Origin of the sequence: Streptomyces sp. NBC_00631, assembly GCF_045206895.1 — a bacterium.
Lineage (GTDB): Bacteria > Actinomycetota > Actinomycetes > Streptomycetales > Streptomycetaceae > Streptomyces.
Window position 1 is genome coordinate 6409242 of sequence record NZ_CP107734.1, and the last position, 12653, is coordinate 6421894.

The window sequence follows — 12653 nt, forward strand, 5'->3', positions numbered from 1 at the left end:
CCGCCGGGAGCCCGACGAGGCTCCCGGCGGGCCCGTCAGACGGTCACTTGCTGGTGATGGTGAAGCTGGCGCCGGTCTTCGAGTTCACGGTCGAGGAACCGACGTAGAAGGCGTGCAGGGTGTGCTTGCCCTTGGCCAGCTTCGGCAGGGTGATGGTGACCTTGCCGCTGCTCAGGGTGCCGGTCGCGATGACCTTGGAGCCCTGGTAGATGCGGACGGTGCCGGTCGGGGTGGTGCCGGTCGCGGTGACCTTGACGGTGACCTTGGCCTTGGCGGTGTGGCTCACCGAGGTCGGGTGCGAGGTGGAGACCGACGCCGTCGCCTTGGTGATCTTCAGGGAGACCGTCGTCGACGACGCGTTCAGGCTGGAGCTGCCCGCGTAGGAGACCGACAGGGAGTGCGTGGCGACCTTGAGGTGGTTCGACAGGCCGATGGTGACCTTGCCGGACGAGTCCAGGGTGCCGGTGCCGAGGACGGTGGTGCCGTCCTTGATGGTGACCTTGCCGGTCGGCTTCACGCCGTGCGAGCCGGTGACGGTGACGGCGACCTTCGGGGTCTTGCCGTAGGCGGTGGTGGCGGTGGTGGCGACCGTCTTGCTCGTGTACTTGACCGCGCCGGTCCAGGTGGCCGCGGCACCGGTGCCGTTGAGGTTGTTGGCGGTGACCGTGGCGCTGTAGGTGCCGTTGGTCAGGCCGGTGAAGGAGTACGACGTGGCGGAGGCCGCGACGTCCTTGACCGCGACGACGCCGCCGTCCGCGTCGGTCAGCGTGATCCGGTAGTCGGTGACCGGCAGCGCGGTGGCGGCCGGGGCGGTCCAGGACAGCTTCAGGCTCGCGTCGCCGACGGTGGCCTTCACCGTGGGGGCGCCGGGCACCGAGGCGTCGACGCCGGACTCCTCCAGGCCGCCGACCTTGGCGTGCTTGGTCTGCAAGATGGAGCCGTTGTAGGACTCGTTGACGAAGCCGAACTTGGCGATGACCGCCTCGGCGGCGTCCGACGCCAGCTCGGCGGTGTGGCTGCCGCTGGTGACGAAGACGTCGTACAGGTCCTTGTCGAAGAAGATGCTGTTGGTGTCGATCGCGCGGCTGGGGACGACGTTGTAGACGTCACGGCCGAAGGTGGAGTTGTCGTAGTAGGCGGTGACCGGGGCCAGCTTGCCGTTGACGGTCGTGACCGGGCTGGTGGCGCCGCCGGTGTCGCCGGGCAGCTGGACGGAGGCCAGGTGGCCGCCGGCCGCGGCCGCCGTCTTGCTGTAGTCGGGGGAGACGCCGTTGATCTGGGCGATCCAGGAACCGACCGAGAACGGGACGAGGGCGCCGTCCTCGGTGAGGGCCGCGTTGGCCTGGTTCTCCTGGACGGTGGTGACGTTCGGGGAGAGCGTCGCGTCGCTCAGGCCGATCGCCGCGAGGAAGAACTTGCGGGTGCCGGAGCCGGCCTGCGGGATCTTCGGGTGCACGGTCTGGCCGTTCACCGTGGTGAGCGTGCCCGAGTAGATGTCGTGCAGCTGGTCCGCGGTCAGCGTGTCCAGGGCCGAGCCCTTGACCGCGACACCGACCGCGTCACGCGCCATCGGGATGTAGGTCAGCGCGCTGCCGAAGACGGACGGGCCGCCGGAGGAACGGGCGAAGTCGACCTGGCCGCTGATGGAGACGCCGGCGCTGGTCGGGAACTTGTCGCCGGTCAGCGCCTCGCTCAGGGCGAGACGGCCGTTTCCGGAGCCGTTCGGGCGCAGGAACGACGGACCGTCGGTGCGGGTCTTGATGTTCGAGGTGGTGGAGCCGGTGCCGGGCTCGATCGCGTCGTACGACGCGATGCCCGCGCCGTTCGCCGACTTCACCGCGGTGGCGGAGTAGCTGGTGCCGTTGACGGTGTCACCGGCCAGGGCGTTGAGCACGTCCTGGGTGGTGTCCGAGCCCACGCCGACCAGCTGGCGGAAGGCACCGGCATCCGGGTCGGCGACCGCCGGGGTGGCGAGGGCGAGGCCGCCGGCCACCACGGCAGCGGCGACGAACGCCGCCGAAGAGCGCATTCTGCGCATCGAGAGTCTCCTGACAAGAGCTAGCTAGCTGGGTGTTGCCAGAGGATCTGGCAGGGTGGTGCGAACCGTCCGCCCCGACTGCCTTTCGGGGCGGGCGGCCGTCTGTGGGGGAGCACTGGGCTCCCGTTGAGCGCTCCTTCAGGGGCGCGGGGCGTTATCGATTTGCGGCTCCGCCGCGTGGGCGCGACCAGCCACGACGAGCCCGCAGCCGACGTACCGCCGTCGTCACGGAAGCCATCGACAGCCGCCGCCCGCCCGCGAAGGGCGCCCCGACCCCGGCGACCGCCCCGAGCGCGGCCCCCGCCGGAACGGCGTACCGCAGCGGGTTGGCCGGGTCTGCCGGGGTGTCGCCGGCCGCGGTCGTCTCCAGCGCCGTACCGCCGCCGAACGACGCCTTCGCGCTGGGCGTGGCACTGGCGCCATCGGCCGCCGTACCCGTGCCGGCGCCGCCGGCAGTGCCTCCGGTGACCCCGGTGTCGCTGGGGGCGCCGCCCCCGCCCGTATCGGTGCCGCCGCCGTCGGCCGAGCCGCTGCCGGTGGAGGTCGGTCCGGTGTAGTCGAGCAGTGCGTTCGCCGCCTTGACGGTCTGGGCGCGCAGCTTCGAGGAGAGCGGGGCGTAGCCGTCGGGCAGCTTGCCCGGGTCGGCGCCCGGGGTCTGGCCGGTCGCGGCGGCGTAGTGCAGCAGGGCCGCGTAGTCCTGGCGGGCCGCCTTGCTCACCTTGCCGGGCCGGACCGCCGCGTAGACCAGCTCGGCGAGCGGGTAGGCGCCCTTCGCCGTGGCGTTGGCCGGGGTGATCTCGGCGACGCCGGAGCCGGTGGCGGTCGCGGCGGCCGCGGTCAGGCCGGCCGCGCTCGGGGCCACGTACGTGCCGGCGGTGTTCTTCAGCTCGGCGGTCTGCAGGCCGTACCGGGCCGCGGAGGCCGTGTCCGTGATCGTGATGATGAAGCGCGAGCCGACCGTCTGCGGGCCCGGGCTCTTGTACGCCTGCGGGCTGGACAGCGCGTCCCAGCTGGACTTCCACAAGGTGTCCGCGCGCCGGGTGTGCAGGGCGCCGGAGTGCATGTCGTCCACGTAGGGGTGGAAGTCGGTCATGCACTGGGTGGCCGTGGACGGCGCGTCCGAGCCGGGCGGCACCGTGCACCACGGGTCGCTCTTCGGGTAGTCGTCGGTGCTCGACGGGTCGAAGGCGATACCGGTCGGGTTCAGGTCGGCGTTGGTGCTGTAGTACGGGTTGACCCGCATGCCGTCGTCGTCGGGGACACCGGCGAGGAACTGCCGGGCGTCCTTGTCGGCGAGAATCCACTGCCAGATCGCGCGGGCGGTGTCGGAGTGGCCGAGCGAGGTGATCAGGTCGGTGTCGGTGGCCGGCGTCTCGGCCACGGAGAGGTACTGGAACTCCGGGTTCAGGGCGATGAACTCGGGGTCGGAGGCGATACCGGCCGGGTTGTTCTTCGTCCAGCCGTACCCCTTGGCCGCCGTGCCGTTGATGACCGAACCCCAGGTGGAGTTGCGGTACGACTCGGTGAGCAGCTTGGCGACCAGGCGCTGGTCGAGCTTGATGGATTCGACCTTGGTGCCGGCGAGTTTCCTGATGTCGTCCGGCGCCCCGGACTTGGGTCTGCGCTCGATCGTGAATCCGATGACGGCTCCGGAGAGCGCGACCGGTGCGTAGGTCGTCGTCCCCGACGGTGCGGTGGTGCCGGCGTCCGCGCCCAGTTTCCGGGTGGTGAAGGCCAGGCCCGTGGAGGAGGCGTCGGAGATCAGCCGGGATCGGGTGTCGGGCTCACCGAGCTCGGTGTAGCCGTAGACCTTGCCGACCGAGCAGAGCTGGGCCTGCCAGCTGGTCATCGCGTCCGCCGCCAGCTCGCTGCCGGTGGTGGGGCGTTCGTCGGCGCCGAGGGCGCAGTTGCTGCCGACGCTGTTGAAGTCCAGCTTGACCGCGATCCGGTTCTTCCAGTTGGTGGAGGAGACCGGCGAGCCCGCGTTGACCTGGCTCTGGTCGGCGTACGGCTTGCCGTCCAGGTCGAGGTGGCCCTGCGGGACGATCACCAGCCAGCAGGAGCGGGGCTTGGCCACGCCGTCGGTGGTGACCGGGACGCCGCAGCCGAGGTGGGGTGCCTCGTTGGCGGTCTGGACCTCGAAGAACTCCTTGCCGGTGCCGTTGGTGCTGGTGCGGGCGAAGTCGATCTCGTTGGTGGTGTTGTAGTTGAACAGCGCGTTGTTCTGGGTGTTGGTGGTGATCGTGGTGCCGTCCACCGACTTGAAGGGGACCTCGCCCGGGGCGTTCGGGTTGGCGGCGCCGTACCGGTTGTCCTGGCCGTAGTTGGTCGGGTCGGCGCTGTAGAAGATCTGCCGGGTGTCGTCCTGGCCGTTGCCCGGCCAGCTGGTGCGGTTGGTGGTCGGGGAGGCGCCGTACTGGCACTGGGTGCGCGACGGGCCCGGGTCGGACGGGACCGTGCCGTCGTCGTCGCCCCAGCACTGCATGATCTGCACGAAGTCGGTGTCGAACTGCGTGCCCGCGAAGGTGGTCGGGGTACCGCCGGTCCAGCTGACCGTGACGGCCTGGCTGGTGAGGTCCTTGGTCTGCGAGACCGTGAACTTCATGTCCCTGAACTCACCGCGGCCGGAGACGGTCACGGCGGAGTCGGTGGCCGCGGCGGCCGGCGGGGCGGTCTGAGCGACGGCGAGCCCGGCGAGGGCGCCTACGGTGGCGCCGGCCAGCAGGCGTATCAGCGCGTTGCGTATCCGGGTGCGTCTCATCACGAAGTCCCGTCGTCGGAGCGGCTGGTGCCGTTACCACCGGTGCCGGTGCCGGTGCCGCCGTTGCCGCCCGCCCTGCTGCCGACCAGGCGGGAGACCAGCGAAGGCAGCAGGAGCAGGCCGAAGACCAGGACCGCGGCCAGCAGCATCAGCGTCTGGGTGCCGGTCCAGCCGTGTGCGGTGGCCACGGCGACGGGCTGGGCCAGGGCCACCGTGCCGTCGGCGCCCGCGCCGGTGCCGCCGGAGGCCGTACCCGTGGTGCCGCCGGGGGAGATGGTCTGGCCGGTGTCGGGATCGACGGAGGGCTGGGCGCTGTTCCCGCCGGCCGAGCCGGAGCCGCCGCCGGTGGAGCCGCCGGCGGTGCCGGTGCCGGTGGAGCCGGTCGAACCGCCGGAGGAACCGCCGCCGCCGTTGCTGGAACCGGTGGCGCCGCCGCTGCCGCTGGTGCAGGGCGCCGCACCCTTCTTGTCACAGGCGGCCGGGTAGGGCGCGGTCTGCGCGAGCCTGTTCTGGCCGTTGGCCGTGAAGGTCGGGTTGTTGCAGTTCCTGATGTTGATGTTCTGCGTCTGCACGCCCGGGATCCGGCGGATCTGGGCGAAACCGGCCTGCACGAGGTTGATCGGGAGCGGCGAGTAGCCGAGGTTCGGCGCCTGTTGCTGGCCCTGGCACATGAAGTAGTACGAGAACGCGCCGAGCGTCTTGCCCTTGGCCTCGGTGAAGGTGCCCTGCACCTTCAGGGGCAGGATCATGTACGAGTAGCTGGACAGCGGGTAGTTGCGCCTGTCGGAGTCGTTGTAGACGCCGTCGAGCTGCTGGGTGAGGTAGTCCGCCGAGTTCTTGTCGGTGTTGATCTTCGCCTTGAGAAGGGAGACCGCCACGTTCTGCGGGGTCGGCTCGGTGTAGTAGCCCGCGTGGTTCAGGACCTTGGCGACCGGGTAGTGCGCGTTGAGCGCGTACGAGTAGTTGACGTACCCGATCGCGCCCTCGCCGTAGTTCTGGGCGACGTAGCCCGCGACACCGAGGTCACCGGACTGGGCGATCATGCCGGAGACGGTGGGGTAGTACGACGTCTGCCCGCACGATCCCGAGCGGCCGACCTTGGCGCAGTAGGCGTTCCACAGGGCCTTGTGCTGGTTCGCCATCCACATCGTGAACTGGGCGGTGGAGCCGGAGCCGTCGGAGCGGACGACGGGGACGACGGTGCGGTGGGGGAGCTGCAGCCCCGGGTTGTCGGCCTTGATCGCCGGGTCGTCCCAGCTCTTGATGACCCCGGTGAAGATCTTGGTGACCACGTCGCCGGAGAGACGGAGGTTGGTGACCTTCTTGCCGTTGACCGTGAGGTGGTACATGAACACCGTGCCGCCGGCGACGATCGGCATGTAGGCGTACGAGCCCTTCGCGGGGCGTTCGGCCGCGCTGCCGTCGGTGGGGTTCGTCTGGAACGGGATGTCGGAGACGGCGAAGTCGACGGTGCCGGAGAGGAACTGGCGGCGGCCGTCCGACGAACCGGTACCGGCGTAGCTGATGCGCATGCCGTTCTTGTTGACGTCACGCCGCCACTGGTCGACGGCGTTCTCGGCCCAGGTGGAGCCGGCGCCGGCGATGGGGGTGTAGCTGTCGGCCACGGCCGGGGTGCCGGCGATGGTGCCGAGGATGCCTATGAGCGCGGCCAGGATGCCCAGCCGTCGGAGGGCGTTGATGACTTGGCTGGACATCAGTGACTGTCTCCTGTAGCGGGGTCGGTGTTCCCACCCGCACCACCCGTGCGGATTTCGTCGTCGGGTGCGGGTGGCCCCTGTGGGGCGTAATCGCCGTCGGCGGCTGGGGGCCCCTGCGGGGCGCCTTCGCCGGGTTCGCGCGCGGGTGCGTTGTCTTCGGGGGCGCCTTCGCCGTTTTCGGCTTCGTGGCTGGTCGCGCAGTTCCCCGCGCCCCTTTCGGGGCGCTCGGCCTCGTCGCTGCCTTCCGAGGAACCGGTGTCGAACAACTCCGGCCCCGATGTGTGGAGTTCGGTGAATCTCGTCGCGTCGCGACGGGACGCTCTCGCCGCCCGCCTCGCCTGGCGCTTGTTCTGGTGGCCCGGGCCGCGGCCGCCGATCACGCGGGCGATCACGAAGAGGACCAGGACCAGCGCCATCAGGACCGCCGCCGCGCCGAAGCCGCGGGCGATCATCGTGGGCTCGGGGGACTTGACGAAGTTGAAGACGGCCAGCGGGAGGGAGATCATCGGGCCGCTGGTCGGGTCGGCGTTGAGCGCTGCCGTGAAGCCCGCCGTGAGCAGGACCGGGGAGGTCTCGCCGATGCCGCGGGCGGTGCCGAGGATGACGGCGGTGGCGAGGCCCGAGCGGGCCGTCGGCAGGACCACGTGCCAGACCGTCCGCCAGCGCGGCGCGCCGAGCGCCTCGGACGCCTCCGTGAGGTTGCCGGGGACCAGGCGCAGCACGACGTCCGCCGCGCGGATCACGATCGGCAGCATCATCACGCTGATCGCGAAGCCGGCCGCCAGTCCCGACTTCTGCATCCCGAGGTTGAGGATCCAGACGGCGTACACCATCAGGCCGGCCACGATGGAGGGCAGCGCGGTCATCGCCTCGACGATCGTGCGGACGAACCGGGAGAAGCGGCCCGGTATCTGGTTCAGGTACACCGCGCAGGCCAGGCCCAGCGGGACCGTGATCGCCAGCGCGATGGCGATCATGATGAGCGTGCCGAGCATGGCGTGCGCGATGCCGCCGTGGGTCAGCGGGTCGAGCGGGCCCGCCGCCTGCATGTCCTGGGTGAAGAAGTTGGCGTGCGGCAGGGCCTCCCGGCCGCGCCAGGCGGTGAAGCCCACGACCATGGTGAGCGCGGCGAACATCAGCCCGCCCGCCGACCACAGGACGACGGTCATCACCCGGTCCCGTACCGCCTGCCCGTCCTCCTCAAGCCCTGTCAACACCGCGTAGATGCCGAGGAACGAGAGGTACGCGGTGACGAAGAATCCCAATGCGCCGGAGAACGGGGCGAGTTCGCCGAAGAGGAGGACGGCGACGCACAACCCGGACGCGGCTGCGCCGAACACCGACAGCACACCGGAGCGGGTGAGCCCGCCGATCCGGCGCGGCACGTCGGGGACCGCGGCGGGCACGGTGTCAGTGGCGGTGCGAGTGGCGGTGTCTGCGGGAGTGCCCTCGGCGGCCTTCCCCGGGGCGTCCTGCGGGGCGCCCTTCTCAAGGTCCACGACGGTCATCGTCACGCCTCGCTCTGTGCGCCGGACCGTGACCGCGCCACGATCGAGGAGGCGGTGAAGTTGACCGCCAGGGTGAGCAGGAACAGCGCCAGGCCCGCGGCCATCAGCGCCGACATGCCGAAGGTGGAGGCATCGCCGTAGTGCAGGGCGATGAGGGAGGAGACGGAGTTCGCGCCGGTCTGCAGGATGTGCGGCTGGATGGTGAAGACCGGGGAGATGATCAGGTAGACCGCGATGGTCTCGCCGAGGGCGCGGCCCAGGCCCAGCATGGTGCCGCCGATGATCCCGCCCATGCCGTACGGCAGCACGACCGCGCGGATCATGCCCCAGCGGGTGGCGCCGAGCGCGTAGGCGCCCTCCCGTTCACCGGCCGGCGCCTGCGCGAACACCTCGCGCATCACCGAGCACTGGATCGGCGCGACCATCAGCGCCACGACGATGCCGGCGACGAAGGTGGAGGCGGTGTAGACGCTCTGGGAGGCGAGCGGCTCGCCCGGCTGGGTGCCGTCGACATGCAGGAAGGGGATCCACCCGAACCAGTCCGACAGCCACCGGGACAGCCCGATGACGTGCTGCTGGAGGAAGAAGAGGCCCCACAGGCCGTAGACCACGGACGGCACGGCGGCCATCAGGTCGACCATGGAGACGAGGGTGCGGCGCAGCGGGCGAGGGGCGATGTCAGAGATGAACAGCGCGGTCCCGAGGGCCAGCGGCACGCTGATCGTGACGGCCACGGCGGCGATGAGCAGGGTGCCGGTGAGCACGGCCGCGATGCCGAAGCGGTGCACGTCCGGCTGCCATTCGGCGGTGCTGAGGAAGCCCCAGACTCCTCTGGTCCGCAGGGCCTGCCCGGCCCGGAGCAGCAGGAACAGCCCCACGGCGGCCATGATGGCGAGGACGATGACCCCGGAGGCCGTCAACTGGACCCGGAAGACCCGGTCCCCGAGTCCTCGGGCGGCCGACAGCCGCCTGGGCACGGGTCTTTCGGATTCCGCTCCGGCGGAACCCTCTAGCGCGGACACCACTGTGCCCCCCTATACGGAAACAGTTCTCCCCAAGCGGCTCCGAATCGGGGTGCCGCGCCGCAGAGTCAATGGCCGGTTCCTTGCGTCTCGACGCGTCGAAAGTGGAGAACGTGTGAACAGCCCATGCCATTTCGGTGGGGGAGATGTGGGTGCCTGTGTACTGGAGGGTCGGGCGGGGCGAGTCCCACGCACCGCGCAGCGCTCAGGAGGCGGGCGGGCGGGGCGAGTTCGGCCGGCTCGCGCGCGGCCGGACGGGACGTGGACGATCATGCAACCACCCGGCCGGACCTGGCCGGATGTCAACGGGTGGGGGCGGGGTTCAGCCGCCGCCCGCGCGGTCCAGGGCGCTCCTGGCGGCCTGCTCGTCCTGTCCCAGCAGCGCCTTCTCCAGGCTGTGGTCGTCGTGCCGGGAGAACCGCTCGCCCTCCGCGACGTCCTCCTTGCTCAGCACGCGTCCGCACCACTCGCCCTGATCGCCGGTGTGGTCGTCGAAGGGCACGGCCGCGCCCTCGCCGAGGACCGCCCAGCCGCCCTCGTGCCAGCGCAGGGCGAGCAGATAGGTGTGGCCGACCTGGAGGCGGGGCGCGTCGGTGGCCGTCTCGGCGACCCGGGTGCCGCTGGACCGGTAGACCTCCCAGCCGGGGGCGACCATGTCGAAGGCGGAGCCCAGGGCGTGCCGGGGCGAGGTGCGCGACCACAGCCTGCTGTCGGTGCGGAAGCTCACCAGCCGGTCCGTCGCGTACGCCACGGCCCCCTTGGCGTAGGTCCGCCGGTTCGTCTCCCGCTCCCCGGTCGGACTGGCGACGACGACGTGGTCCGCGTACGACACCCAGTCCTTGGCGGTCTGCGACGGATACAGGTCCGCCGAGGTCCCGCACCCCGCCACCGACTCCAGCCCCGGCCTGCCGACCAGCACCCCGGCGACGACCCCGACGGCGGCCAGCAGCGCGGCGACCGGCCGTGCCGGCACGCGCCGAGGCATGGCGAATCGTTCCCCCATGATGACGAAGCCCCCCGTGTTTCCCGTCTCCCCGATGCGGCGGCGGAGGTGGTCATGATCCGCAGGCCGCGTTGATCACTTTAAGTACGATCGAACGAAAGCGAACAAGGATCACCTTGGCCCGGCACAGAACTGTGACGCGGGACGAGTGGCTCAGCAGCCCTCGGCGACCGGGGCGAACTCCAGCCGGGCATGGTCGTCCGCGGTGCGGGCGTCGCCGTAGACCGAGCTGCTGACCTGGTACCAGACGTCGTCCCGCCGCTCGTCGCCGTTCACGTCGTCCAGTTCCACGCACCACTTCTCGGTGCGGACGGTCTTCCGGTAGATCTCGGTGCCGCTGCGGACCTTGGTGCAGGACCGGTACCGCTCGGTCGTGTACCAGGTACGGGTCCTGCGTCTGCTGCCGGTACCGCTGCTGGAGGTGTGCCGGACCCGGTGCGTGGTGCTGGAGCATCTCCGGACCAGGCGGGGCCGGGTGGCCCGGGTGGTCTTCGCCGTGACGTGCCGGACGGTGTCCTTCAGCCCGCGCACGGTGTCGTCCTGAGCGGAGGAGGCCCCACCGGAGCCGGTCTCCCTGGCTGTCGCTGTGCCGGTGTCGTCCTGTCCGTGACTGACGCCGTTGTCGACGCTGTCGCCGCCCCCGGAGCACGCACCGAGCGTGCCGATCAGAATCGCGATGGCTCCGCTCACCAACAGTCGCTTTCCGAACATGTATCCCCACCCTGAGAACCGTGCCGATGTCCGGCCGATCATCGTTCGACCACCGGTCGGTGATCCCGCCGATTCTGCACGGAACCCCGATGCGGGGGCGGGGCAGGCCGGGTATAGCGTCGCGGAGTGGACGAAGGAGGGCGAGCCGGATGGCCGAGCTGACCGTGGGCCGGCTGTTGACGTCGTGGCAGCTGGACGTGCCGGCGTTGCTGCTGGTCGTGGCCCTGGGCGGGCTGTACGGCTGGGGCGTGCGGCGCGTGCGCGGCCGGGGCGGGTCCTGGTCGACGGGCAGGAGCGCCGTCTTCGCGGTGCTGGGCCTGGGCGGGCTCGTCGCCGCGACGATGTCGGGACTGGCCGTCTACGACCACGTGCTGTTCTGGCCCGCGGCCGTACAGAACATCCTGCTCGACCTGGTGGTCCCGCTCGGCCTGGCCCTGGGCGACCCGCTGCGGCTGGCGGCGGAGGCGCTGCCGGAGCCCGCGGCGGCTCGGCTGCGCCGCGCGATGACCGGCCGCCTGGTACGCCTGCTGACCTTCCCCCTGGTCAGCACGGCGCTGGTGCTGGCCACCGAGCTGACGATCTACTTCACCCCGTACTTCGCCACCGCCCTGCGGGTGGGCTGGCTGCACGAGCTGATGTACCTGCACCTGCTGGTGGCGGGCTGCCTCTTCGTCGTACCGGTCCTGACCCGTGAGGAGACCCTGCCGGCCTGGTGCACCCATCCGGTGCGGGCGGCCCTGGTCTTCCTGGACGGCGTGATCGACGCGGTCCCCGGGGTCGTCGTGCTGACGCACGGCACGCTGATCGCCGGCGCGTGGTACCTGCACCACCATCCGTCCTGGGCCCCCGACGTCCAGCAGGACCAGCAGATCGGCGGCGGCGCGATGCTGAGCATCGCCGAGCTGGTCGCCCTGCCGTTCCTGCTGGCGATCCTGTTCCAGTGGGCGCGCGCGGAACGCGTCCAGACGGCGGCCCTCGACCGCCACCTGGACGAGCAGCTCGCCGCGGCCTCCGAGGCCGCCCCCGCCTCCGCCCCGGTACCCGCGTCCGCCCCGGTCTCCGCCGCAGCGTCCGCGCCCATCCCCGCGTCCGCGCCCGCCCCCGTCGCCGAGCGGGTCCGCCCCTGGTGGGAGACGGAGGAGAACGAGGTGGCCGCGCGGATCCGCCGGCAGCACGGCGAGAAGTGACCGGGGCCCTCGGCGACGGTTGCCACGTCACGCGGTGGCGAGGGACACCTCGGTCGCCTTGATCAGCGCCACGACCGGCACGCCGGTCGTCAGGCCGAGGTCGCCGACCGCGTCCTTGGTGATCGCCGCGGTGAGGTCCTGACCCCCGTCCACGGCGACCTTGACCGTGGCCATCGCCCCGCCGGTGGCCACGTCGCTGACCGTGCCGGGCAGCTGGTTGCGGATGGACACGCCCGGCAGGCGGCCGGTGGCGAGCGCGACCTCGGTGGACTTCACCATCGCCCGAACCGCCGAACCCTCGGCGAGCCCCAGCTCCCGGACCGCCTCCAGGGTGATCGCGGCCGTGAGTTCCTGACCGCCCTCGAGACGGACCTTCACGGTCGCCATCACCTCGCCCGGGGTGACGGCGGTGACGGTGCCGGGGATCTGGTTGCGCATGCTCAGGCTCATGAAAGGCCGCCTCAGGGGAGGGGAAAGGTATGGATTGTCAGAGTTTGCGACGACTCCGTTTCTCCAAGTTAGCGGCTTCGGCGCCGGATCGGCTCAGCGGCGCAGGCCCAGTGCCTCGGTACCGGCGTAGCGGGCCTGCGGGCCCAGGTCCTGTTCGACGCGGACGAGTCGGTTGGATCCTGGAGTTCCATCTCCTCAGCCCGCAACGGCGGTTCGGCGGCTTCCACGAGGAACTCCTCACCCTCCGACGGCCCG

The 12653-nt window shown here is 71.1% G+C and carries 9 protein-coding genes; 1 reads left to right on the forward strand and 8 read right to left on the reverse strand.

The features are described from left to right. Nucleotides 1-43: 43 nt before the first annotated feature. The 7 genes from OHB00_RS29400 to OHB00_RS29430 all read right to left on the reverse strand — a co-directional run bounded on the left by OHB00_RS29400 (nt 44) and on the right by OHB00_RS29430 (nt 10761). Complete coding sequence (locus OHB00_RS29400; protein ID WP_406439091.1) at nt 44-2038, reverse strand: Ig-like domain repeat protein; 1995 nt, start codon at nt 2036-2038, stop codon at nt 44-46. 154 nt (nt 2039-2192) lie between these two features. After that, a complete protein-coding gene (locus tag OHB00_RS29405; RefSeq protein ID WP_406439093.1) occupies nt 2193-4799 on the reverse strand; it encodes a hypothetical protein in 2607 nt (868 codons plus the stop codon). After that, entirely contained in the window at nt 4799-6514 is a 1716-nt protein-coding gene (gene pstS, locus OHB00_RS29410) for a phosphate ABC transporter substrate-binding protein PstS (protein ID WP_406439095.1), read from the reverse strand. Before pstS ends, OHB00_RS29405 begins: the two co-directional genes overlap by 1 nt. Next, the gene (gene pstA, locus OHB00_RS29415; RefSeq protein WP_406446035.1) at nt 6514-8025 is read right to left on the reverse strand and encodes a phosphate ABC transporter permease PstA; all 1512 of its coding nucleotides are present in this window, start codon (nt 8023-8025) and stop codon (nt 6514-6516) included. Before pstA ends, pstS begins: the two co-directional genes overlap by 1 nt. Nucleotides 8026-8027: 2 nt before the next feature. Then, nucleotides 8028-9002, reverse strand: coding sequence for a phosphate ABC transporter permease subunit PstC (gene pstC / locus OHB00_RS29420; protein WP_406439097.1), 975 nt, complete (start codon nt 9000-9002; stop codon nt 8028-8030). Nucleotides 9003-9369: 367 nt separating this feature from the next. After that, nucleotides 9370-10032, reverse strand: a complete 663-nt coding sequence (locus OHB00_RS29425) for a hypothetical protein (RefSeq protein WP_406439099.1) — start codon at nt 10030-10032, stop codon at nt 9370-9372. A gap of 171 nt (nt 10033-10203) precedes the next feature. Beyond that, nucleotides 10204-10761, reverse strand: a complete 558-nt coding sequence (locus OHB00_RS29430; protein WP_406439101.1) for a hypothetical protein — start codon at nt 10759-10761, stop codon at nt 10204-10206. A gap of 149 nt (nt 10762-10910) precedes the next feature. Between OHB00_RS29430 and OHB00_RS29435 the strand changes: the two genes are divergently transcribed. After that, a complete protein-coding gene (locus tag OHB00_RS29435) occupies nt 10911-11948 on the forward strand; it encodes a cytochrome c oxidase assembly protein (RefSeq protein WP_406439103.1) in 1038 nt (345 codons plus the stop codon). Nucleotides 11949-11975: 27 nt separating this feature from the next. Here the strand turns inward: OHB00_RS29435 and OHB00_RS29440 are convergent, their stop codons facing one another. Beyond that, the gene (locus OHB00_RS29440) at nt 11976-12398 is read right to left on the reverse strand and encodes a molybdopterin-binding protein (RefSeq protein WP_406439105.1); all 423 of its coding nucleotides are present in this window, start codon (nt 12396-12398) and stop codon (nt 11976-11978) included. Nucleotides 12399-12653 lie beyond the last annotated feature (255 nt).

Bases quoted from the DNA above. Each gene is read 5' to 3' on its own strand.
- pstS (WP_406439095.1), bottom strand. From the start codon at position 6,514: ATGTCCAGCCAAGTCATCAACGCCCTCCGACGGCTGGGCATCCTGGCC.
- OHB00_RS29400 (WP_406439091.1), bottom strand. From the start codon at position 2,038: ATGCGCAGAATGCGCTCTTCGGCGGCGTTCGTCGCCGCTGCCGTGGTG.
- OHB00_RS29425 (WP_406439099.1), bottom strand. From the start codon at position 10,032: ATGCCTCGGCGCGTGCCGGCACGGCCGGTCGCCGCGCTGCTGGCCGCC.
- OHB00_RS29440 (WP_406439105.1), bottom strand. From the start codon at position 12,398: ATGAGCCTGAGCATGCGCAACCAGATCCCCGGCACCGTCACCGCCGTC.
- OHB00_RS29430 (WP_406439101.1), bottom strand. From the start codon at position 10,761: ATGTTCGGAAAGCGACTGTTGGTGAGCGGAGCCATCGCGATTCTGATC.
- pstA (WP_406446035.1), bottom strand. From the start codon at position 8,025: ATGACCGTCGTGGACCTTGAGAAGGGCGCCCCGCAGGACGCCCCGGGG.
- OHB00_RS29435 (WP_406439103.1), top strand. From the start codon at position 10,911: ATGGCCGAGCTGACCGTGGGCCGGCTGTTGACGTCGTGGCAGCTGGAC.
- OHB00_RS29405 (WP_406439093.1), bottom strand. From the start codon at position 4,799: ATGAGACGCACCCGGATACGCAACGCGCTGATACGCCTGCTGGCCGGC.